20 protein-coding genes are annotated in these 21,808 nt (G+C 63.0%); 3 read left to right on the top strand and 17 right to left on the bottom strand.

Annotated features, from left to right (window positions below; all coding sequences use genetic code 11):
- Positions 1-93 precede the first annotated feature (93 nt).
- Together ATY76_RS13755 and trmFO are read left to right on the top strand one after the other, a co-directional pair.
- The gene (locus tag ATY76_RS13755; protein WP_004678841.1) at positions 94-237 is read left to right on the top strand and encodes a DUF1127 domain-containing protein; all 144 of its coding nucleotides are present in this window, start codon (positions 94-96) and stop codon (positions 235-237) included.
- A gap of 102 nt (positions 238-339) precedes the next feature.
- Positions 340-1,773, top strand: a complete 1,434-nt coding sequence (gene trmFO / locus ATY76_RS13750) for a methylenetetrahydrofolate--tRNA-(uracil(54)-C(5))-methyltransferase (FADH(2)-oxidizing) TrmFO (protein WP_088675302.1) — start codon at positions 340-342, stop codon at positions 1,771-1,773.
- A 9-nt stretch (positions 1,774-1,782) separates the two neighbouring features.
- On the opposite strand, the gene ATY76_RS13745 is transcribed toward trmFO, so the two are convergent.
- The 5 genes from ATY76_RS13745 to yajC all read right to left on the bottom strand — a co-directional run bounded on the left by ATY76_RS13745 (position 1,783) and on the right by yajC (position 6,506).
- Positions 1,783-2,250 carry a hypothetical protein gene (locus ATY76_RS13745; RefSeq protein WP_088675301.1) on the bottom strand — a complete coding sequence of 156 codons (468 nt, stop codon included), beginning with the start codon at positions 2,248-2,250 and terminating at the stop codon, positions 1,783-1,785.
- 71 nt (positions 2,251-2,321) lie between these two features.
- A complete protein-coding gene (locus ATY76_RS13740; RefSeq protein ID WP_088675300.1) occupies positions 2,322-3,179 on the bottom strand; it encodes a phytoene/squalene synthase family protein in 858 nt (285 codons plus the stop codon).
- Positions 3,180-3,181: 2 nt separating this feature from the next.
- Complete coding sequence (locus ATY76_RS13735; RefSeq protein ID WP_088675299.1) at positions 3,182-3,568, bottom strand: Mth938-like domain-containing protein; 387 nt, start codon at positions 3,566-3,568, stop codon at positions 3,182-3,184.
- Between the two features lie 4 nt (positions 3,569-3,572).
- Positions 3,573-6,113 carry a protein translocase subunit SecDF gene (gene secDF, locus ATY76_RS13730; protein WP_088675298.1) on the bottom strand — a complete coding sequence of 847 codons (2,541 nt, stop codon included), beginning with the start codon at positions 6,111-6,113 and terminating at the stop codon, positions 3,573-3,575.
- Between the two features lie 45 nt (positions 6,114-6,158).
- On the bottom strand, positions 6,159-6,506 hold the full coding sequence (yajC, locus tag ATY76_RS13725; RefSeq protein ID WP_088675297.1) for a preprotein translocase subunit YajC: 348 nt from the start codon (positions 6,504-6,506) through the stop codon (positions 6,159-6,161).
- A gap of 205 nt (positions 6,507-6,711) precedes the next feature.
- Here yajC and ATY76_RS13720 point away from each other — a divergent pair, with 205 nt between their 5' ends.
- Positions 6,712-7,584 (top strand): ATP-binding protein, encoded by an 873-nt coding sequence (locus ATY76_RS13720; protein WP_088675296.1) that lies wholly within the window; start codon positions 6,712-6,714, stop codon positions 7,582-7,584.
- Between the two features lie 76 nt (positions 7,585-7,660).
- Here ATY76_RS13720 and ATY76_RS13715 read toward each other — a convergent pair whose 3' ends face one another.
- The 12 genes from ATY76_RS13715 to argS form a co-directional block, all read right to left on the bottom strand.
- Positions 7,661-9,250 carry a M23 family metallopeptidase gene (locus tag ATY76_RS13715; protein WP_088675295.1) on the bottom strand — a complete coding sequence of 530 codons (1,590 nt, stop codon included), beginning with the start codon at positions 9,248-9,250 and terminating at the stop codon, positions 7,661-7,663.
- Positions 9,251-9,387: 137 nt separating this feature from the next.
- Positions 9,388-10,041, bottom strand: coding sequence for a protein-L-isoaspartate(D-aspartate) O-methyltransferase (locus tag ATY76_RS13710; RefSeq protein ID WP_088675294.1), 654 nt, complete (start codon positions 10,039-10,041; stop codon positions 9,388-9,390).
- Positions 10,038-10,811, bottom strand: coding sequence for a 5'/3'-nucleotidase SurE (gene surE, locus ATY76_RS13705; protein ID WP_088675293.1), 774 nt, complete (start codon positions 10,809-10,811; stop codon positions 10,038-10,040). Before surE ends, ATY76_RS13710 begins: the two co-directional genes overlap by 4 nt.
- 4 nt (positions 10,812-10,815) lie before the next feature.
- Positions 10,816-12,099: a serine--tRNA ligase gene (serS, locus tag ATY76_RS13700; RefSeq protein WP_088675292.1), complete on the bottom strand. Its 1,284-nt coding sequence runs from the start codon at positions 12,097-12,099 to the stop codon at positions 10,816-10,818.
- A 90-nt stretch (positions 12,100-12,189) separates the two neighbouring features.
- On the bottom strand, positions 12,190-13,017 hold the full coding sequence (gene tatC / locus ATY76_RS13695) for a twin-arginine translocase subunit TatC (RefSeq protein WP_088675291.1): 828 nt from the start codon (positions 13,015-13,017) through the stop codon (positions 12,190-12,192).
- Positions 13,014-13,625 carry a Sec-independent protein translocase protein TatB gene (gene tatB / locus ATY76_RS13690; protein ID WP_088675290.1) on the bottom strand — a complete coding sequence of 204 codons (612 nt, stop codon included), beginning with the start codon at positions 13,623-13,625 and terminating at the stop codon, positions 13,014-13,016. The genes tatC and tatB overlap by 4 nt, the downstream gene beginning before the upstream one ends.
- Before the next feature lie 51 nt (positions 13,626-13,676).
- Positions 13,677-13,868 (bottom strand): twin-arginine translocase TatA/TatE family subunit, encoded by a 192-nt coding sequence (locus ATY76_RS13685; protein ID WP_064709192.1) that lies wholly within the window; start codon positions 13,866-13,868, stop codon positions 13,677-13,679.
- 181 nt (positions 13,869-14,049) lie between these two features.
- Positions 14,050-14,754, bottom strand: coding sequence for an SMC-Scp complex subunit ScpB (gene scpB / locus ATY76_RS13680; RefSeq protein WP_088675289.1), 705 nt, complete (start codon positions 14,752-14,754; stop codon positions 14,050-14,052).
- Complete coding sequence (locus tag ATY76_RS13675) at positions 14,751-15,608, bottom strand: ScpA family protein (RefSeq protein ID WP_088675288.1); 858 nt, start codon at positions 15,606-15,608, stop codon at positions 14,751-14,753. The genes scpB and ATY76_RS13675 overlap by 4 nt, the downstream gene beginning before the upstream one ends.
- Positions 15,609-15,626: 18 nt before the next feature.
- Complete coding sequence (gene nagZ / locus ATY76_RS13670) at positions 15,627-16,640, bottom strand: beta-N-acetylhexosaminidase (RefSeq protein ID WP_088675287.1); 1,014 nt, start codon at positions 16,638-16,640, stop codon at positions 15,627-15,629.
- Between the two features lie 110 nt (positions 16,641-16,750).
- Positions 16,751-19,936: an SPOR domain-containing protein gene (locus ATY76_RS13665; protein WP_088675286.1), complete on the bottom strand. Its 3,186-nt coding sequence runs from the start codon at positions 19,934-19,936 to the stop codon at positions 16,751-16,753.
- A 61-nt stretch (positions 19,937-19,997) separates the two neighbouring features.
- A complete protein-coding gene (gene argS, locus ATY76_RS13660) occupies positions 19,998-21,755 on the bottom strand; it encodes an arginine--tRNA ligase (RefSeq protein ID WP_088675285.1) in 1,758 nt (585 codons plus the stop codon).
- Positions 21,756-21,808 lie beyond the last annotated feature (53 nt).

The raw sequence follows: 21,808 nt of genomic DNA, 5'->3' as shown, positions 1-21,808 counted from the left end.
GCACAATCGGCCTGAGATCGCCTATATAAACATCAACCGCAGAGAGACAGGCGATCCCGCCGTCCCGCGGACATTTGTTCGAGGAAGAAGACAATGAACCCGATCCGCATTGCAAAAAGCTGGCTCAGCTACCGCCGTACGCTCAACGAGCTCGGCAGCCTCTCCAACCAGACCCTGTCCGACATCGGCGTCAGCCGTTACGACATCCGCAATATCGCATCCCGCTCGTTCCGCTAATAGCGGAATAACGAGCATGATGCTTCCAAGACGGCGCCATCAGGGCGCCGTTTTTGATTCCGGGGTGTTGGATCGCATCTGCCGACATGATATCAGCCCGGAATGAACACGATCTCCTCCTATTCGCCCATCCACGTCGTCGGCGGCGGGCTTGCCGGTTCGGAAGCCGCCTGGCAGATCGCCAGTTCCGGCGTTCCCGTCATCCTGCATGAAATGCGCGGCGTGCGCGGCACGGATGCGCACAAGACCGACGGCCTTGCCGAACTGGTCTGCTCCAATTCCTTCCGCTCAGACGACGCGACCAGCAATGCCGTCGGCGTCATCCATGCAGAGATGCGCATGGCGGGTTCGCTGATCATGGCCGCGGCCGATCGGCATCAGGTGCCGGCCGGCGGCGCGCTCGCCGTCGATCGCGACGGCTTCTCCGACGCGGTGACCAAGGCTATCCACGACCATCCCCTCATCACTGTCGTGCGCGAGGAAATCACCGGTTTGCCTTCGCGCGATTGGGATCTTGCCATCGTCGCCACCGGCCCGCTGACGGCGCCCTCGCTCGCAGCCGCCATCCAGGCAGAAACCGGCGAGGATTCGCTCGCCTTCTTCGATGCCATCGCTCCGATCGTCTACCGCGAGAGCATCGACATGGATATCTGCTGGTATCAGTCGCGCTACGACAAGGTCGGCCCTGGCGGCACGGGCAAGGATTACATCAATTGCCCGATGGACGAGGCGCAGTACAACGCCTTTGTCGACGCGCTGATCGCGGGCGACACGGTCGGCTTCAAGGAATGGGAAGGCACCCCCTATTTCGACGGCTGCCTGCCGATCGAGGTGATGGCCGAACGCGGCCGCGAGACGCTGCGCCACGGCCCGATGAAGCCGATGGGGTTGACGAACGCGCATAACCCGACGGTCAAGGCCTATGCCGTCGTACAGTTGCGGCAGGACAATGCGCTGGGCACGCTCTACAATATGGTCGGTTTCCAGACGAAGCTGAAATACGGCGCGCAGGCGGACATCTTCCGGATGATCCCTGGTCTGGAGAATGCGGAATTTGCCCGCCTCGGCGGTCTGCACCGCAATACCTACATCAACTCCCCCACTTTGCTCGATCCGTCGCTGACGCTGAAGTCACGGCCGGGCCTGCGTTTCGCCGGTCAGATCACCGGCTGCGAGGGCTATGTCGAAAGCGCCAGCGTCGGTCTGTTGGCCGGCCGTTTTGCCGCTGCCGAACGCAAGAGCGAGGCGATCTCGCTGCCGCCTGCGACGACGGCGCTCGGATCGCTGCTCGGCCACATCACCGGCGGGCACCTCGTCACCGACGAGGAACCGGGCAAACGCTCGTTCCAGCCGATGAACATCAATTTCGGGTTGTTTCCGGAGCTTCAGCCCGGTTCGATCGTCAAGCCCGAGGGCGTCAAGCGTTTCCGCGGCAAGGACAAGACGATCATGAAGCGGCAACTGATCGCGCGCCGCGCCCTTGCCGACTGCGCCGCCTGGCTCGGCCAGACCTCGCCGCTTGCCGAAAGTGCCTGAGCGGCGCCTCTACTGCTTGTTGGCTGCGGAAGTATTGCCGGATGGCAGATCCTTATTCGGCTCAGCGATGTAGTTGCCGAGCAGCCAGAGCGCAACCTCTGAGGCCTCTTTGGCGGAAGCGAATTCGAAATCGCCGTTGTGGTGGGGCGCATCGAGGAAATCGATCACCAGCCCCCTGCCCGTCGGCGAACTGACGACGCGCACGCGGCCGGGCTCGATCAGATGGCAGGCGAAATGACGCGACATGTTGCGCATGATGCCTGCCTTGTTGTCGTGCAGGCGCACGAAGATCGCCTGGCCGTTTTGCGTTGCCTGTAGCTGGCGGATCGCCTCGTTCGGAAAGGCGCGGCCGAATTCTATGATCGCGAGGCCCGTGTCGTGCAGGCCGTCTTCCTTGTTCTGCGCAGCCATGCGCGTTGCCACGAAGGCAAATAGAATGACGATGGCGAAAAGAACGCACCAGACGATAAAGCCCACGCCGAGTCTCCGTTCATAAGGGTAGCGGTTAAGCCTTGTAACGCGCGAGACTTGCGCGAGTTTGACCGCTGTCAGATTTTTCTGCGGGCTGCAGAGAGCGCCATGCGGAGCTGACGGCGCCATTGCGGCGGCTGCAGCGGCCGATCGAACAGCAAGGCGCCGCGCTTCTGCGCCGCGAGGAGCACCGGTTCGGCGAGCGTGGCCGGCAGGAAAGCCGGAAAGACGGCCGGCGCAATCGGCCCCGCCTTCCTTGCCTTCTCCAGATGCTCGCGACCGAGGCCGGAAAAGGCTTCGATGGCGGCAGAGATCCGCGGCCTGTCTTCGCCGGCGAGAAAGGCGTCGCGGTCGAGGCCTGTCGCCGAAAGGATCTGCAGCGGAATATAGACCTGGCCGCGGCGGCGATGCAGCGGCATCAGCAGCAGCAGGCCGGCGACCGCCTGGGCGACCCCGGCATGACCGGCGGCGTCGGCCGATCGGGCGGCTACCTCTGGCGACAACACGAGGCTTGCGAGCTGGATCAGGGCGGATGCCGTCTCGCCGGCATAGCCTTCAAGTGAAAGACGCGTTTCCATCGGATCGTCATAGAGATCGAAAGTGCGGGCCTCGATCATGTCGATCAGCGTCTTGCGCGGCAGGCGATGCGTTTCGATCGCGCTCAGAAGGCCTGCGGCGACGGGATTGGCCGCCGTCGAACCATGCGCGCTGCCTTCCAGAAGGTCGCGCCAATATTGCATGCGCACCTCGCCGGGCAGCGGTTCGTGCACGAGATCGCGGACGCGGGCGAGCTCGGCATTGAAGGCGTAGAGGGCTGCAAGCGCGCCGCGCTTTTCCTCCGGCGAGAGGAGGCAGGCAAGGTAACGGTCGCGATCATTGTCGCGCAGCATCGCCAGGCAGATGTCCCGGTTCGTCGCCATATTGGTTTCCGTCATCGTCAGACCGCAATCAATGCCGCGGCGACGGCGCGCTGCTCCGAGAGCATGATGTTGAAGGTGCGAACCGCAGCACCCGTGCTCATCGGATCGGAGGAGATGCCGCGCGCCTTCAGCGCCTGCTTCAACTCCTCCGGCAAACGGCGGAGCTCGGTTCCGGTGCCGACCAGCAGAACCTCGATATCGCCAGCCTCTTCAAGCACACGTAGGAAATTTTCAGTCGATAGCGGCTTCGACATATCCATGTCCCAGCCATAAATGCCGGAGGGCAGGCAAAGGATCGAGCCGCGATGCGACATGTCGGCAAAGCGGAAGCCGCCATTGCCGTAAGTATCGATCGGTGCGCGGCCGGGAAAATGCGCCGCGCGGATTTCTATGCCTTTTGCCATGTCTTCAAACCACCGTGCCGGATCTTACACCAGTATCCGTCTTGTTGCTCTCCTCTCCGTCGGGAGTTTCCGGCCGCAGCCGGAAGACGATCAATACGGGAGCGGCGATATAGATCGAAGAGAAAGTGCCGAGAGCGACGCCGAAGAGCATCGCAAAGGAGAAGGAGCGAATGACTTCGCCGCCGAAGAGGCACAGCGCCAGCAAGGCAAGCAGCGTCGTCGCCGCCGTCAGGATGGTGCGCGACAGCGTCTGATTGATCGAGGCATCGATCAGGATCGGCAGCGGCATCTTCCTGTAACGCTGCAGATTTTCGCGCATCCGGTCATAGACGACGACGGTATCGTTCAGCGAGTAGCCGACGATGGTCAGCACGGCGGCGATGCTCGTCAGGTTGAACTCGATGCCGGTCAGCACGAAGAGGCCGAGCATGATGATGACGTCGTGTAGCGTCGCGACGATCGCGCCGACGGCGAACTGCCATTCGAAGCGGATCCAGATGTAGATCAGGATCGCCGCAAGGGCCGCCAGCACGCCCAGCGTCGCCATCATCGTCAATTCGCCCGAAATGGCAGGGCCGACCACCTCGACGCGGCGGAAATCGTAATCCGCCTCGAGCTCGCCGCGCACCAGCGTCGCCGCCGACTGCTCGGCATTCTCGCCGCCGCCCTGGGATTCGATGCGGATCCGTGCGTTGGCCGGCCCGCCCGTGGGTTCCACCTGCACCTCGCCGAGATTGAGATCGTTGAGGCGCGACCTGAGATCGGCAATGTCGGCATTGCCCTGCTTCGCCGTTACCTCGATGAGCGAGCCGCCGGTGAAATCGATGCCTAGATGCAGGCCGACCGTCGCGAAGGCGGCCATGGCAATCAGCGAGACGACCGCCGACGTCGTGAAGACATAGCGGCGGATCCCCATGAAGCGGATATTGGCGTGTTCGAAGAGATGCGTCAGCACGCTCTTCGGCAGATGCCGGGGATGGCGCCGCCGCAGCCAGATCGCGATGATCGAGCGCGTCAACGTGAAAGCCACAAAAACGGTACTGAGAATGCCGACCGCCAGCGTCACCGCGAAACCGCGGATGGATTCGCTGCCGAGGAAGAAGAGGATGACGGCAGCGATGAAGATCGTGACATTCGCATCGACGATCGTTGCGAATGCGCGAGAAAACCCGCGGCTGACGGCCTCGGCGAAGGAATGGGCGGTCTTTTCCTCTTCGCGGGTGCGCTCGTAGATCAGCACGTTCGAATCGACCGCCATGCCGACGATCAGGACGATGCCGGCAATCCCGGGCAAGGTCAGCGTCGCGCCGGCAAGGCTGAGCGCTGCAACGATGAGGATCAGATTGAAGAAGAGCGAGACGACGGCGATGACACCGAGGATGCGATAGAGCACGATCATCAGCGCTGCGACCAGCACCACGGCCACGAGCCCGGCAATGAGACCGGAGAAGATAGATTCGGCGCCGAAGCCGGGGCTGACGCTACGCTCCTCGACGCTCGTCAGCGTCGCCGGCAAAGCACCGGCGCGCAGCATCACCGCAAGATCACGAACGCCATCTTCAGAGAAATTGGCTGAAATCCGGCCCTCGCCGCCGGTGATCGGCGCCTCGATGACCGGCGCCGACATCACCTGGTCGTCGAAGACGATGGCAAGGTGCTTGCCGACATTCTGCCCCGTTACTTGCGCCAGACGCGCTGTGCCTTCCGCATCGAGACGATAGGCGATCGACGTGTCCTGCGTCTGCGGGTCAATGACCGGCTCGATATCCACCATGTTGCCGGCAGTGGCGAAAGCCGTGCGGTCGACGAGATAGGGAACCGGCGGATCGTCCAGCGAATAGAGGACCTCGGATGTCACCGGCCAGCGACCGTTCAGCGCCTCCTGCCCCGACATACTTTCATCGATCAGATGGAAGGAGAGCCTGGCCGGCTGGTTGAGCAGGTTTTTCAATCGCTCCGCATCGACCGATCCCAACACTTGCACGACGATCCGGTCGTCGCCATCGGCGCGGACGCTGAAATTGTCGTAGCCGAAGCCCGCGATGCGACCGCTGACGATATCGAGCGACCGGGTCTGGGCGGAGCTGACGTCGGCGGTGATGCTTGCATCGGAAATCTGCAGCGAAAGCTGCCCTTCCGCCCCTTGCTGCAGGGCGACCTCAGGTCCCGACTTTCCACCAGCCGCCGTCAAAGGCTTGAGGAGATCGACCGCCTTCTCGGTCTCAGCCGGATCGGTGATCCGTACCGTGACGATCTGGCCGTTGCCGGCCAGCCCGGTATAGCGGATACCGGCGCCGCGCAGCGCATTGCGCACATTTGCGACCACCTCTTCCAGCCGGTCCTTGACGATATCGGAGCGCTCGACCTTCAGAACGATATGCGAACCGCCCTGCAGGTCGAGACCGAGCGTCACACGGTCATGACGCAGCCAGGCCGGCAGAGAGGCGCGCTGCGCCTCGCTCATGAGATTGGGCGCAACAACGACGATCGCTGCGAACGCGACGAGCCAGATCAGAAGTGTTTTCCAGCGGGAAAAATAAAACATTCTCTCGACGATCTTCCGATCCGGCGGTCCTGCCGTTAGCGCTTGTTACGCGGCGTCGGCCTTGACAGGTTCACCCTTGACGCGAACATCGGAAATGCCGCTGCGGACGATGCGCACGCGAACGCCTTCTGCGATCTCGACTTCCAGTTCCTTGTCGTCGACGACCTTGGTGACCTTGCCGACGAGACCGCCGCCGGTCACCACCTGATCGCCGCGACGGATCGATTTCAGGGTTTCTTCGCGCTTCTTGGCCTGCGCGCGCTGCGGACGGATCAGCAGGAAGTACCAGACGACCATCAGCGGCACAAACAGGATGATCATTTCGAAACCGGAGCTGCCGAATCCCGTTGCGGTATCGGTCGCAGTTTGGGCGAATGCCGGGGTGATGAACATGCTAAACTCCTCAGGCTTCTACGGCGGAACTCCGCCTCTCTTTTCAGGTTGCCGGACTATAGTTGCCGCTTCGATGAATGCAACAGAAACAGCCGGAGACAGTACCGATTCCGCTGCCTCATAACCTTTCCGGGTTCAAAATGCCATGCTACCCCGCATCGAAAGATCAAAGCGGATTGCTATAGCGAGAAATCAGGAGTTCCCGATGACCGAGGAAACCAACGCCGCCCTGCTTGCCGAACTGAAGCGGCTCGCCGACGCCGTCGAGCGCCTTGCCGGCCCGGCGCCGGTCGTCAACGACTGGGACGCGGCCGACTGTTTCGTCTGGGCGCCGCAGCGCCAGCATCTGCAGCCCGTGAAGAAACCAAACCGCGTGGCGCTGAAGCTCATCCGCGGCGTCGACCACGTGCGCGACATCCTGCACGAAAATACGGTGCGTTTCGCCGAAGGTTATGCCGCCAACAACGTTTTGCTCTGGGGCGCGCGCGGCATGGGCAAATCCTCGCTGGTCAAGGCCGTGCACGAGGATATCAGGCGCGAAAGCGGCGTTGCGCTGAAGCTGGTGGAAGTGCATCGCGAGGACATTGCGAGCCTTCCCACCCTGCTCGACCTGTTGAAGGACACGCCGTACCGCGTCATCGTCTTCTGCGACGACCTCTCCTTCGACCACGACGACACTGCCTACAAATCGCTGAAGGCGGCACTCGACGGCGGCGTCGAAGGGCGGCCGGACAATGTGCTCTTCTACGCCACATCGAACCGGCGCCATCTCCTGCCGCGCCACATGATGGAAAACGAGCAGTCGACGGCGATCAATCCGTCGGAAGCCGTCGAGGAGAAGGTGTCGCTGTCCGACCGCTTCGGCCTCTGGCTCGGCTTCCATAAATGCAGCCAGGACGATTATCTCGGCATGATCGACGGCTATGCCGACCACTTCAAGCTCGGGCTCGAACGCGACAAGATGCACGCGGAGGCACTGGAATGGGCGACGACGCGCGGCGCCCGCTCCGGCCGCGTCGCATGGCAGTATATTCAGGATCTGGCCGGGCGCATGCGCATCCATATCGACCGAGCCTGATGCGCGCTGCGTCTGCACATTAAATGACAAAAGCCCGGCGGGTGGCCGGGCTTTTGCGCTTCCTGGTACGCTATACCTATTCCAGGAAAGTCATCGGATTGACCGGGGACGCATCCTTGCGCACCTCGAAGTGGACCTGCGGCTGCTTGACGTCGCCGCTCATGCCGGAAACCGCAACGGTCTGGCCGCGCTGGATCTTCTGGCCGCGGGTGACGCTCAGCGTATCGGCATTGCCGTAGACGGTGACGGTGCCGTCGTCGTGGCGGACGAGAACCGTATTGCCCAGTTCCTTCAGGCCGTTGCCGGCATAGATGACGACGCCGTTTTCGGCGGCCTTGATCGGCGTGCCCTGCGGCACAGAGATATCGATGCCGTCATTGCGGTTGCCGTTGACGTTGGCGCCGTAGGAAGCAATGACCTGACCGCGAACCGGCCAGCGGTATTTGCCGATACCGGTCGATTCCGGCGCTGCGGAGCTGACATCAGACTTCTTCTCGACATCGTCGACGGTCTGGGTCGCAGCCGGAGCCTTGTAAGGCGCGGGCTGAACGGACGCCGTCTGCTGGGCAGGCGCGGACTCGGCCGGCTTCGCATCGACCTTTTCAGCCGGGATCGAGGCGGTCTTCATGGTGTCGGCGGAGGCCGTCGGGACCTTCAGGGCCTGGCCGACGCGCAGCGAATTGGCCGAGAGATTGTTGGCGGCCTTGAGATCGTCGACACTGGTGCCGGTCGCCTTGGCGATCTTTGCCAGCGAATCGCCCTGTTTGACGACATAGCCGCCGGCAGGCGCCTTCGGATCCTTGCCGGCGCCAGCCGGAAGCTTGCCGGTGGGATCGGCGCTCGCCAGGGTCTTGTCGCGGGCGGAGTTGGCGCCGGGAACGACGGCCACCTTCTGCTCCGGCGCCTTGGCCGGCTCCGGCATCTGACCGGGCTTGGAGAGATCCGCCGCCTGCGACGCCGCCTTGGCAGCATTGCCGCCATTGTAGGTCGGGATGAGGATTGCCTGACCGGGCGTCGCGGCGGAAGCCGTCTTCAGGTTGTTGACGCGCAGGATTTCCTTTTCCGGAACACCGAAGCGTCTGGCGAGCGTCGCTGTGCTTTCACCCGGACGCAGCGTCACGGATGGCGCGTTGGCCGCGGACCAGCCGGAAACCTTCGGCGTCGTGCCCGTCGTCAGGGCATCGGGCGCTGCTTTCGGCGCAGCCGGGGCGACCAGCCGGGGCTTTTCGGCCTGAGGCGACGCCGGGAAAGGCTGGGCGAGCGCAACTTCCTTTTCCCGCTGACGGGACGGCGCAACAGCCGTCGGAGCGGCAAGTTCGGAACGCTGCACCGAGACCGGCGCCGAAGCCATACGGGCGCTCGACGTGCGGACCGGATCGTAACTCGGACGCGCCGGATAGGGCTGGTTCATCGCATCATTGCCGCCATAGCCCGACTGGCTTGCAACGGCGGAGCCGCCGAGATCGGCGCGCGGCACCGGATCACCCTGCTGCCCGCCGCTGCGCGGAATGGAACTTGTGGTGATCTGATCCTGCCCTGAGGAGGAAAACAAGCCGCCAAACCGTGTCACATCGGAACTGCAGCCCGTTGCGGCACTTGCAAGCAAGCCAACAACCAGAAGATTACCGGCCGACTTCCCGAACTTCGGCGAAAGACTGAAACGCATGACTCGACCCACTGAGAACGCAACCATTTGTGAGTCTATTAAAGCGCGTTAGTGTTACCACGCGGTTAAGATGCTGGAATCAGTGCGATATTTTTGAGGAGTTGCTAACCATAGCTTACGGGTGAAAAATCACAGTCCTAAAGCTGCGAGGCAAGGCGCGGAACGATCGGCAGATAAGGGGCTTCGAACAGTTCCTCGCGTTCGAACCGGCTGCCGGTTTTCGTCAGCCGCACCATGCGGCACTCGTTCTCGGAAATCATCAGCGGCGCAATCATCGAACCGCCGGAAACCAGTTGGTCGCTATAAAAGCGCGGCATAGCGTTGAAGGCGGCCGTTACCAGGATGCGATCGAAAGTGCCCTCGCCCTGCATGCCGGCGCTGCCGTCGGCATGGCGGATGACGACGTTGCGCAGGCCAAGCGATTCCATTCGCCGCTGCGCCGCCGATGTCAGCGTCTTGTAGCGGTCTATAGACAGAACACGCTCGGCAAGCCGGCCCATGACGGCGGCGGTAAAGCCGCTTCCGGTACCGATCTCCAGAACGCGCTGCCCCGGCTTGAGCTTCAGATGATGCAGAATACGGACGGCAAAATCGATGCCTTCGAGGAAGGAGCCGCATTCGATCGGTATCGTCCGGCTGGAATAGGCGTTGTCTGCGAATTGCGGCGGCACGAAGAGCGAGCGCTGCGTCTGCTCGACCGCCGTCAGCAGATCGAGGTCGGAGATGCCTTCGGCGCGCAACCTGAGGACGAGCGCCGCAAAGCCTTCCTTCTCCGCCAGTCTTGCCGTCAAACCTGTGCTCCGTATCCCAGTGCCCGCGCCACGCGGTCCGTCACGGAATAATCGGTCAGATCCAGTTTCAAAGGCGTTACCGAAATCTTGTTGTGCTTCAAGGCGTGAATATCGGTGCCTTCGACAAAGGCGCCGGCGCGCTCGCCGAACTTCAGCCAGTAATAGGGGAAGCCCCGGCCATCGGAGCGGGCGTCGACCTGCAGATTGAAGGCGAGCTTGCCCTGCATGGTCACCTCAGCGCCATCGACTTCCTCGGGACGGCAGTTCGGGAAATTGAGATTGAGGAAGGTGCCTTCCGGCAGGTCCAAAACCATCAGCTTTTCGAGAAGAGCCGGCGCATGCGCCTCGCACACTTCCCAGGGCACGATGCGCGCGCCGTCCTCATAGAGATAGGCCTGGCTCAGAGCGAAGGAGCGAACACCCTGCATCGTGCCTTCGATGGCGCCGGCAATCGTGCCGGAATAGGTCACGTCGTCTGCGACGTTCGAGCCGGAATTGACGCCTGACAGAACCAGGTCCGGCTTAATGTCCATCACCTGCCTGATGCCCATGATGACGCAATCGGTCGGCGTGCCGCGCAGCGCGAAATGCTTGTCGGAAATCTTGCGCAGGCGCAGGGGTTCGGAAAGGCTCAGCGAATGGGCAAGGCCGCTCTGGTCGGTTTCGGGCGCGACGATCCAGACATCGTCGGACAGCGTGCGCGCGATCCGCTCCAGCGCGGCGAGACCTTCAGCGTGAATGCCGTCGTCATTCGTAAGCAGGATGCGCATCGCCTCAAGCCGCCCGTTCGATCTTGGTCAATCCGCCCATATAAGGCAGCAAAACGTCCGGAATCGTGACGGAGCCGTCTTCATTCAGATAATTTTCGAGGACGGCGATCAGGCAGCGGCCGACGGCAGTGCCGGAGCCGTTCAGCGTATGAACGAGCTTATTGCTCTTGTCGTCCTTGCCGCGGTAGCGCGCATTCATCCGGCGGGCCTGGAAATCGCCGCAGACCGAGCAGGAGGAGATTTCGCGGAAGGCATTCTGCCCCGGCAGCCAGACTTCGAGATCATAGGTCTTGCGCGAGCCGAAACCCATGTCACCGGTGCAAAGCGTCATGGTGCGGAAATGCAGGCCGAGGCGCTTCAGCACTTCCTCGGCACAGGCGGTCATCCGTTCATGCTCGGCAATCGAGCTTTCCGCATCGGTGATCGAGACGAGCTCGCACTTCCAGAACTGGTGCTGGCGCAGCATGCCGCGCGTGTCGCGGCCGGCGGAGCCCGCTTCCGAGCGGAAGGAGGGCGTCAATGCCGTGAAGCGCAGCGGCAGCTTGTCCTGGTCGAGGATTTCCTCGCGCACCAGATTGGTGAGCGTCACCTCGGCCGTCGGAATGAGGTAGCGACCGTCGGTCGTCTTGAAGAGATCCTCTTCGAACTTCGGCAGATTGCCGGTGCCGAACAGCGCTTCGCCGCGCACCATCAGCGGCGAGCTGACTTCGGTATAGCCGTGCTCGCGGGTGTGGAGATCGATCATGAATTGACCGAGCGCGCGCTCGAGTCGCGCAAGCTGCGCCGTCAGAACCGTGAAGCGCGAGCCGGAGAGCTTGGCGGCGCGCTCGAAGTCCATGTAGCCGAGTGCCTCGCCGATTTCGAAGTGCTCCTTCGGCGTATGGTTCCAGCGCGGCTTTTCGCCGACGATGCGGGTGACGACATTATCGTGCTCGTCCTTGCCGACGGGAACGTCGTCGAACGGCACGTTCGGGATGCGCGAGAGCGCGTCGTTGAGCTCGGCGGAAAGCGTGCGCTCCTCCTCCTCGGCTGCGGGCAGCGTCTCCTTGATTTCGGCGACCTCGGCCTTCAGCTTTTCGGCCAGCTCAATGTTCTTCTGCGCCATGGCCGCGCCGATCTCTTTGGAGGCGGCGTTGCGGCGGGAGAGCAGATCCTGTGCCTTCTGCACGGCGGAGCGGCGCTTTTCATCAAGGGCGACGAGACCTTGGGCCAAAGGCTCCGCGTTGCGCTTGGCAAGGGCGGCATCGAGCGCTTCGGGATTCTCACGGATCCATTTGATATCGAGCATCGTCGTTCCAACTCGTTGCAACAGAAATGACCCGGCCGGAAAACCCGACCGGATAGGAAACGGCAGACTTCAAGGAGATGTCCGGGACGGTCAGACGCTGTCCGTCTTGGCGACGTCGGAGGAACCAGATTCCTCTTCAAGTGCCCGTTGGGAACGCTGACGCTCCACGAGTCGTGCCGCGTAGATTGAAATCTCGTAGAGAAGGATCGTCGGCAGCGCAAGACCGATCTGGGACATCGGATCGGGCGGCGTCAGGATCGCGGCGACGACGAAAGCGAGCACGATCGCGAATTTGCGTTTTTCCGACAGCCATTGCGACGTCAGCAGCCCGACGCGGGCGAGAAGCGTGGTGACAACCGGCAGCTGGAAGACGAGGCCGAAGGAGAAGACCAGCGTCATGATAAGGCTCAGATATTCCGAAACCTTCGGCAGCAGCGAGATCGCTACCTCGTCATGGCCGGGTGCCTGCTGCATCGACAGGAAGAACCACATGACCATCGGCGTGAAGAAGAAATAGACCAACGCGGCGCCCAGGAGGAACAGGATCGGAGACGCGATCAGGAACGGCAGGAAGGCCGCGCGTTCGTTCTTATAGAGGCCCGGTGCGACGAATTTGTAGATCTGCGCGGCGATGATAGGAAAAGCGATGACAAGGCCGCCGAACATGGCAACCTTCACCTGTGTGAAGAAGAATTCCTGCGGCGCGGTGTAGATGAGCTGCGCCTTCTCGACATCGAGGTTGGCCCAGCTGACGGCGAGCTTGTAGGGGTAGACTAGGTAGTTGAAGATGTGCTTGGCGAAAAAGAAGCACACGATGAAGGCGATGAAGAACGCGCCGATCGACCACATCAGCCGCGTGCGCAACTCCATCAGGTGCTCGATCAACGGCTGCGGCTTGTCTTCGATATCACCGCTCATGCCTCGTCCTTCTTCTCGGTCTGCGCCGGCGTTTTCGGCGTTGCGGGCTTCCTGGCTGCCGTCGCGCGTTTCGGCTTTTCGACCGGCGCGGCGATGGCGGCGGCGGCATCGGCCTTATCGGCAGCCTTGACACGCGGCTTGCGTGGCGCCTTCGGCTTGGCGGCAATCGTATCGGCCTGGACGGCCGCTGCGGCGACCGGTTCCGGCGCTGGTGCCGGCACCAAGGGCGGCGTTTCCGGCAGGCTCATCGACGGCGTCGGGGCCGAAACGGCGGCCGGCGGCACCTCGGTCTTGTTCTCAGGCGGCGTGCTCGCCTTCTGCAGATCGGCCTTGATCTCGTTGCCCATCTGGCGAAGGGGGTTCATCGCTTCGCGCAGGCTGTTGACCGGGTTGAGCCTCTGGGCGTCGCTGATCGTCTGGCGGACGTCGTCAAGCTCGGCCTCGCGCAGCGCTTCGTCGAACTGCGCACGGAATTCGCCCGCCACCTTGCGGGCACGCTGCGTCATCTTGCCGAAAGCGCGCAGCATCGGCGGCAAATCCTTGGGACCGACAACGACGATCAGCACGACCGCGATGACCAAAAGCTCGGTCCAGCCAATATCGAACATGCAAGGCTCCTGGACGGGAAGCGCGGGGGCTGCGCTTTTTCCCGGACTTGGTTATTTCGTTTCGTCGGCCTTGTGATCGACGGTCTTCGCCGTTTCCGGCGCATCTTCGTCCGTCATGCCCTTCTTGAAGCTCTTGATGCCCTTGGCGACATCGCCCATCAGTTCCGGGATCTTGCCGCGACCGAACAACAACAGCACGATGACCAGAACGATCAGCCAGTGCCACATGCTAAAAGAACCCATTACGCTAACTCCCTGTTGTGATGTTCCCTCGATGTAAGGATTTCCCACACCGTTTCCAACATCAAGCCCTTTGAACTGAGCTTAATGTCACGGTATCGCCCTTTGTGACAAGCCACCGACCCATCGAAAAGTGGTGAGGACATTGTTTTCGCGATGCATGGCAAAAACAAGACGCTGGTGTTCAATCTTCGGGGGCACCGCGAGGGGCGAGCAACCCAAGTTCCTCGAGATCCATCTGGGTGATCGGATCCTCATCCTCGGTCAGCTCGTCGTTCATCAATGGCGAGGGAATATTGAAGTTCGCCGGAATGCGGCCCGACAGCAAGCCCGCTCCCTTCAATTCTTCGAGACCGGGCAGATCGCGCAGCTCTTCGAGACCGAAATGGTCGAGAAAGTCGCGCGTCGTGCCCAATGTCACCGGACGGCCCGGCGTGCGTCTGCGACCGCGAAAACGCACCCAGCCGGCCTCCATCAGCACGTCGAGCGTGCCGCGCGAGGTCTGGACGCCGCGGATATCTTCGATTTCGGCGCGCGTCACCGGCTGGTGATAGGCGATGATCGCCAGCACTTCCAATGCCGCGCGCGAGAGCTTCTTTACCTCGTTGTCGTCACGGCGGATGACGAAGGAAAGATCGGCGGCGGTGCGGAAGGCCCAGGCGCCCTCGATCTGGACGAGATTGACGCCACGCGGGGCATATTGCTCCTTCAGCCGCTGCATGATCGCCCGCACGTCCGCACCTCTCGGCAGGCGCTCGGCGAGGAAACCTTCGGAAACCGGCTGCGACGAGGCGAAGACCAGCGCCTCGGCGGTCCGCTCGGCCTCGATCTCGGCCTGGATATCGCGGCCTTCCTCTTCGAAATCTTCTCCGCTGTTCAGATCGATCAAGCCTGCCGCTCCTGTTCAACCACCTGCAGCGTGGCGTGTTTCGGGCCGCGACGCATGAAAATCGGCTGAAAGGCGCCGTCCTGGCGGATTTCGAGCTTGCCCTCCCGCACCAGCTCCAGCGAGGCGGCGAAGGCGCTGGCGATCGCCGTGACGCGTTCCTCGGGTGCCGCGAGATAACGCAACAGATAATGCTCCATCGCCGTCCAGTCGCCGATTTCGCCGATCATCTGGGTCAGCAGGTCGCGCGCATCGGTCAGCGACCAGACGTTGCGCCTCTCGATCGTCACCTGCGTGACGGCATGGCGCTGACGCAGCGCCGCATAGGCGGTCAGGAGGTCGTAGAGGCTTGCCGCGTAAGCGGATTGCTGCCGGTCGGGAATATGCTCGGGCGCGCCGCGGGCAAAAATATCGCGGCCAAGGCGGTTGCGGTTGACGAGGCCTTCCGCCGCCTGGCGCATGGCTTCGAGGCGCTTCAGGCGAAAGGCGAGCGTTGCCGCCATTTCCTCGCCGGACGGGCCGTCATCCTTGACCTGCTGAGGTATCAGCAGCCGCGACTTCAGATAGGCAAGCCAGGCCGCCATGACGAGATAATCGGCGGCAAGCTCGATGCGGATCCGCCGGGCGCTTTCGACGAACTGCAGATATTGCTCGGCGAGCGCCAGCACGGAAATGCGCGACAGGTCGACCTTCTGATTGCGGGCGAGATAGAGCAACAGGTCGAGCGGGCCTTCGAAGCCGGCGACGTCGATCACCAGCGCCGGCTCATGGCTGGCGCGCTCGGCGCTGTTGTCCTGCCACAGCTTGTCCATCGGCGTTGCCGCCTGCGGACGCTCCGTGCCCTTGACCGTGTTCACCTCACCGCTCCCTTACGATCAGACCGTCGCAAACATCGCCTCGAAGTCCGTCCTCAATTCCGCTTCATCAGCCGCATCCGGCGCCGCAAAGCCTGTTTCCACCGCCTTGGCGCGGGCAAGCGGCAGACCGGCGAGCGCGGGAACATTTGCCACGACATCCACCATCTCGTCCATCTTGCCATTGCAATGCAGCACGATATCGCACCCGCCTGCAATGATATTCGCCGCACGTTGGCCGATCGTGCCGGAAAGAGCGTTCATCGAGCTGTCGTCGGAGAGCAGCAGGCCGTTGAAACCGATATGCTCACGGATGACGCCATCGATCACCTTACGTGAGGTTGTCGCCGGATTGTCGGGGTCGATCGCGGTGAAGACAAGGTGGCAGGTCATCGCCATCAACTCATCCTTCATCGCGACGAAGGGCGGGAAATCGTGGGCCTCCAGCTCATTTCGCGAGACGGTGACGACGGGCAGTTCCAGATGCGAATCCGCAAAGCCGCGGCCATGGCCCGGCATGTGCTTCATCACGGGCAGCAGGCCGCCGGCTTTCAGCCCATCGGCTGCTGCACGGCCCATCGCGATCACGGTCTCGGGGTCGCCGCCATAGGCGCGGTCGCCGATGACATTGCTGCTGCCCTCGACCGGCACATCGAGCACCGGCAGGCAATCGACATTGATGCCGAGCTTCGAAAGGTCGAAGGCGTGCAGCCGCGACATCAGCCAGGCAGCGCGAAGCCCAAGCGCCGGGACGCGGCGATAGAGATCGCCGAGCGCCTGGCCGGAAGGATAACGCGAGAGGATGGGCGGGCGGATGCGCTGGACGCGGCCGCCCTCCTGATCGATCAGCACCGGCGCATGCCAGCCAACGCTTTCGCGCATTTCGGCGACGAGATCGGCGATCTGCGCCGCTTCGGAAATGTTGCGTCCGAAGAGGATGAAACCCCAGGGCCGCTCGGCCCGATAAAAGGCTTTCTCTTCGGGAGTGAGGGAAAGGCCGCTGCAGCCAAGGATCATCGCTTTTGATTCGGTCATATCAGAATCATAGACGCCGCCCCGGCAAATGCGAGCAAGCGCAGACGAGATGCACAAAAAAGAGCGGCGGGCCGATCCGGCCCGCCGCTCTTTTATTCAACAATCCGCTGTTACTTGGAGATCAGGCAGCTTCCGCCGGCCGCGCGATACTGTTCGCAGAGTGCAGCCGCTTCATCCTTGGAACCGGCCGGGATACGGACACGGTAGAAAGTGCCCTTGCCGGCGATATCGGCCCTGCGGATCTCATGGGCGCGGCCGCCGAGCACGCCAGCGAATTTCTTCGACAGGCTGGCATAGGACTTGTTGGCTTCGTCTTCCGACGGCAGCGAGGCGATCTGGATGCCGTAGCCGCCGGCGGATGCTGCCTGCTGAGGCTGGGCGGCAGCCGGTGAAGCGGCCGCGACCTGCGTCGTCTTCGGCTGCTGCGCGGGCTGGCGTACATTGCCCTTCTCAGTCACGGTGCCGACGATGTTGACAGGCTGCTCGGCCGGGCGGGCCATCGGAACTGGCGCGGTATCGGTGACGGGCGTCGTCTTGACCGGACGCACCGGCGCATCGGCCGAGGCAGAATCTGCGGCCGGCATATCGATGGTTGCGGCGGGCGACGGTTGCGCCGGCGCGGTTTCGACGGGTGCGGCTGAGCGAGCGTCGGCGGAGGCGACTTCGGCGCTTGCCGGGAAGCTTGCGGCCGATCCGCCGACCGGAGGCACGGCCGGGGTCGACTGGGGCGCCAGCGCCGGCGAAGTCGCCTGGGCAGACGGCGTCGCCGGGGCAGCTTGCGCCGGTTGATCGGCGGGCGCCAGGTCCTCGCGGGCAACCAACGTACCGTCCGGCTTGACAATCATCGTGCGGACCTTGCGCGGCGAAACGGACGGAGCCTTGTCGCCGTCGCTTGCAGCACTGCTGTCGGCGCTGTCCTGGCTCGGCAGCAGACGCGGATCTTCCGTCTCGCCGACTGCGGTCGGCGTGATCTGATCATTGGCGCCGGCGTTCTCATCGTCCTCAGGCAGCGCCTCCGGCGTCAGCGTGCGCTGAACGACATCGACGGGCGCCTCGTCGGAGGAAACGAGCGCTTTCTGCTTCGGCTCTTCGGCCGAACCCGCAACGCGGTCGTAGACGGCCTTGTCCTGGTTCGGCACGGTCTTGCCGCCCGGATTTTCCGGAACGACCTTGACGGGCTCCTTATCGGCGACGATCACGCGCGGCTCGCCCGATGCGACGATACCGAGCCCCTCGCCGTTCCAGACGGAGGAATAGACGCCATAACCGACGCCGGCAAAGACTACCAGCACGACGGCGCCGGCCAGCAGGCGGCGCATCGAACGGGCACGGCTGAAATCGGCAGCCTGGCTTGCCGATTCGATGCGGACTTCGGAAACATTCTCGCGGCGCTCGACGGGTTCCCGTACGCTGCGGCGGAAATCTTCCTCCAGCGCCCGTTCGAAATCATCAAGGCCATCGGCGATGGTCGGCTTGACCGGCTTCACCGCGGCGGCGGCCGTGTCGCGAACCGGCGCCGGCGTTTCGCGCGGCTTGGCGGGTTCGAAGAAGCTTGCGATTTCCGCATCGAGATCGAAATCGAAATCTGCGGTTTTCGCAACAGGCGCCGGTTGCTCGACCGGCGGCAGTGCCGGCACGTGCATGTCGTCGACCGTCTCGGGGCGCTCCTCCGGATCGGAGATCATCGCCGGATCAAACGGCAGGTCTTCGGTCGAGTCGGCGACCGGCGTCCAGTTGAAGGCTGGAGCCTGCGCTGGAGCCGGCGGCTCGGAGGTGACGACTGGAGCGGGCTGCGCGGGCGCGACAACGGCCTGCGGACGCGTGACCGGCTGAGGCAGAGGAGCTGCCTGCTGAGGCGCGGGGGCGACCGCCCGCGGCTGCGGCGCCATCACCGGCGCCTGCGGTTCCGGCTGCGACTCGGCTTCGCCCGGCTCGGAGAAATCGAGATCGGCGAGTTCCAGTTCGATGCCGGCAAGATCCAGCTCGAAATCATGACCGGCGAAGGGGTCGTCGGCTTCCGGCAATGGCTGTGGCGCCCGGGAATAAGCCGCTGCGGCAGGCTGCTGGGCAGCCGCCTCGACAAGCTGCGGTGCGATAGGCCTTGCGGCTTCGACGGCATAGGTCGGAGCCGGTTCGACCGGAACAGGCACGATCGGATCACGCTGGACAGGTGCCGCAGCAACGGGCGCAGCCTCAAGCGGCGCGGCGGGTTGCGGCGCAACGGCCACCGGATTGGCGCGCTTCAAGACCGGATTCGGCACGGGATAGCGCGAGACGTCGGCGAGCAAATCGTCGAGATCGAAGGTGCCGGCGGTATGCGGCACTTCGGGAACGACCTCCGTCAGCGCGGCATCGGCCTGGATTTCACCTTCGACTGCGGCAGCAAGATCGAAACCGGCGTCGGCATCGAAATCCTGATCTTCCTGAATTTCTACGAGTTCCTCGGCCTGCGGAGTCTCTTCCGGTGCGACCGCCTCATCGTCATGACGATCGAGTTCGGCGGGGAAGCCGAGCGATGGAGCGGCGAATTCGAATTCTTCGGCGGACCCCACAGCGGCGATTGGCGCCGGCTGCTGGATTGCAGGCTGCGGCTCGACCTCGGTGAGATCGGCGAACGACGCCTCGGCCACCGACTCGATTTCCGGTTCGGCCACCGGCTCCGGCTGAACAACCGGCTCCTCGCGTTTGGCCGCATGGAAATTGGCAAGCGGCAGCCTGATGCTGGCAGCCGACCATTGCGGCGCCTTGGCAGGCTGTGGCACGGCAGAGACGGGGGCTGCGCCGATCGACAGCTCAAGCTCCTCGATCAGGTCGCGTGCACCGCCGAAGGCCGATTGAACCGGCGCCTCGAAATCAGGATCGACGGAAAGCTGCTGCGGGCCGGCCGCCCAATCGGCAGCCTGCTCGTCCCAGCTCCTTGCGGCGGGCGCCGCCGCTTCCTCGACGGGAGCGGGAGCGGGAGCGACGGAAACCAGCTCCGGAGCCTCAGCGCTTTCGAGAACAGGGGCAGCGTCGAGAACGGGCTCGACATAATCCTCGGGATCAATATCCTCGGCGACCGGCTCGGCCGGCCGGTCGAGTTCGCCAAGCGGACGCGGCGCGTCGTAACGATCGAACTCGCGCACAAGCTCGTCCTCGAGATCAAGGGCGGGCTCGCGCCGCGCGGCTTCGTTCACCGTATTTGCTGCAACACGCGGTTCGAAGCCGACGATCCGGGCAAGTTCGGCCAACGGATCGTCGTCGGCAAACAGATCGTCTTTTCCGCGCGTATCATACGCAAGTTGTTTCTCAGCCATGCCTATCCCACTCGCAAACGCCAACGCTCAAATGCCAGCGCATTGTGGGGAAATGGTGACGTTATCGCATTTCGTCAGGTGCTGCAGTGCCTGCAATGGCAAGTCCCGACTTCAAAACCGACGCGACGGCGTACACCAGCCCAAGTCTGGCAATACTTGATTCTCGGTTTTTATCATTAACAAATCGTAATTCCGGCTGATCTTTACCTTTGTTCCAGTGCGCATGGAACGAACTGGCGAGGTCGTAGAGGTAAAAAGCGATGCGATGCGGCTCCTGCGACTGGGCCGCCGCCTCGACCACCCGCGGGAATTCGGCGAGCTTGGCGACAAGCTGCAATTCGGCCGGATCGCCAATGCCAGCAACGGTTTTCGCAAGATCCTCGGGCGAAACTTCGAGGCCGGGGAAAGCCTCCCTCGCCTGCCGGAAGACCGACATGCAGCGGGCATGCGCGTACTGCACGTAAAAGACCGGATTATCCTTCGACTGTTCCGTCACTTTTGCGAAATCGAAGTCGAGCGGTTCGGAATTCTTGCGGTAAAGCATCATGAAGCGGACCGAATCACGGCCGACTTCCTCGACGACGTCGCGAAGTGTCACGAAATCGCCGGAGCGCTTCGACATCTTCACCGGCTCGCCGTTGCGATAGAGCTTGACGAGCTGGCAGAGCAGCACCGTCAGCTTCGCCTTGCCGTCGGAAACGCCGCGTGCAACCGCTTCCAGGCGCTTGACGTAGCCGCCATGATCGGCGCCGAGCACATAGATCATCTCGTCGAAGCCGCGGTCGAACTTGTTCTTGAAGTAGGCGACGTCGGCGGCGAAATAGGTGTAGGAGCCGTCCGACTTGATCAGCGGCCGGTCCATGTCGTCGCCCACCTCGGTCGAGCGGAAAAGCGTCTGCTCGCGGTCCTCCCAGTCCTCGGGAAGCTGGCCCTTCGGCGGCGGCAGCGTGCCCTTGTAGACATAGCCCTTGAAGGTCAGATCGTTGATCGCCTTACGGATCGCCGCCGCGCCATCGGCGTGCAGGGTCCGTTCGGAGAAGAAGATGTCGTGATGGACGTTCAGCGCCGCCAGATCCTCGCGGATCATGACCATCATCGCGTCGATCGTGCGGTCCTTGACGATCGGCATCCATTGCTCTTCCGGCATATTGTGCAGCCGCACGCCATAATCGGCGGCAAGCGACTGTCCCACAGGCACGAGATAATCGCCGGGATAAAGGCCCGAAGGGATTTCGCCGATCCGTTCGCCAAGCGCCTCGCGATAGCGCAGGAAGACGGAGCGGGCGAGCACGTCGATCTGCGAGCCGGCGTCGTTGATGTAGTATTCCTTCTCGACGCCGTAGCCGGCAAAGGCCAGCAGGTTGGCGAGCGCATCGCCGACAACGGCACCACGGCAATGGCCGACATGCATCGGCCCGGTCGGATTGGCAGACACATATTCGACATTGACCTTGCGGCCCTTGCCGAGCGTCGAACGGCCGTAATCCGTGCCGGAACCGATCATCGAGGCGAGCAGCCGCTGCCAGTACCCGACGGCGAGACGGATATTGATGAAGCCTGGACCGGCGACCGAGACGTCGGCGACGTCGGCGTCTTCCTTGAGCTTGGCGATGATGACGTCGGCAAGCGCACGCGGATTGCTTCCGAGCGGCTTTGCCAGCACCATCGCGGCATTGGTCGCGACATCGCCATGGCTCGCATCGCGCGGCGGCTCGACGGTGATGCGGCCGAAATCGAGCTCGGATCGCTTTTCCCTGACCAGATCGATCTGTTCAAGGGCGGTTTTGATCCTGGCTTCGAAGTCGGTAAAAAGGTTCATCGCACTCTTCCATGCATAGGCTGTGCCAAGGCGCAAATCGGCCTCGGCGGGGC

It is taken from the genome of Rhizobium sp. R339 (assembly GCF_002211395.1).
GTDB lineage: Bacteria > Pseudomonadota > Alphaproteobacteria > Rhizobiales > Rhizobiaceae > Rhizobium.
This window is presented reverse-complemented; position numbering and strand designations above follow the sequence as displayed.

Bases quoted from the DNA above. Each gene is read 5' to 3' on its own strand.
- ATY76_RS13755 (WP_004678841.1), top strand. From the start codon at position 94: ATGAACCCGATCCGCATTGCAAAAAGCTGGCTCAGCTACCGCCGTACG.
- trmFO (WP_088675302.1), top strand. From the start codon at position 340: ATGAACACGATCTCCTCCTATTCGCCCATCCACGTCGTCGGCGGCGGG.
- ATY76_RS13740 (WP_088675300.1), bottom strand. From the start codon at position 3,179: ATGACGGAAACCAATATGGCGACGAACCGGGACATCTGCCTGGCGATG.
- ATY76_RS13735 (WP_088675299.1), bottom strand. From the start codon at position 3,568: ATGGCAAAAGGCATAGAAATCCGCGCGGCGCATTTTCCCGGCCGCGCA.
- secDF (WP_088675298.1), bottom strand. From the start codon at position 6,113: ATGTTTTATTTTTCCCGCTGGAAAACACTTCTGATCTGGCTCGTCGCG.
- yajC (WP_088675297.1), bottom strand. From the start codon at position 6,506: ATGTTCATCACCCCGGCATTCGCCCAAACTGCGACCGATACCGCAACG.
- ATY76_RS13720 (WP_088675296.1), top strand. From the start codon at position 6,712: ATGACCGAGGAAACCAACGCCGCCCTGCTTGCCGAACTGAAGCGGCTC.
- ATY76_RS13715 (WP_088675295.1), bottom strand. From the start codon at position 9,250: ATGCGTTTCAGTCTTTCGCCGAAGTTCGGGAAGTCGGCCGGTAATCTT.
- surE (WP_088675293.1), bottom strand. From the start codon at position 10,811: ATGCGCATCCTGCTTACGAATGACGACGGCATTCACGCTGAAGGTCTC.
- serS (WP_088675292.1), bottom strand. From the start codon at position 12,099: ATGCTCGATATCAAATGGATCCGTGAGAATCCCGAAGCGCTCGATGCC.
- tatC (WP_088675291.1), bottom strand. From the start codon at position 13,017: ATGAGCGGTGATATCGAAGACAAGCCGCAGCCGTTGATCGAGCACCTG.
- tatB (WP_088675290.1), bottom strand. From the start codon at position 13,625: ATGTTCGATATTGGCTGGACCGAGCTTTTGGTCATCGCGGTCGTGCTG.
- ATY76_RS13685 (WP_064709192.1), bottom strand. From the start codon at position 13,868: ATGGGTTCTTTTAGCATGTGGCACTGGCTGATCGTTCTGGTCATCGTG.
- nagZ (WP_088675287.1), bottom strand. From the start codon at position 16,640: ATGACCGAATCAAAAGCGATGATCCTTGGCTGCAGCGGCCTTTCCCTC.
- ATY76_RS13665 (WP_088675286.1), bottom strand. From the start codon at position 19,936: ATGGCTGAGAAACAACTTGCGTATGATACGCGCGGAAAAGACGATCTG.
- argS (WP_088675285.1), bottom strand. From the start codon at position 21,755: ATGAACCTTTTTACCGACTTCGAAGCCAGGATCAAAACCGCCCTTGAA.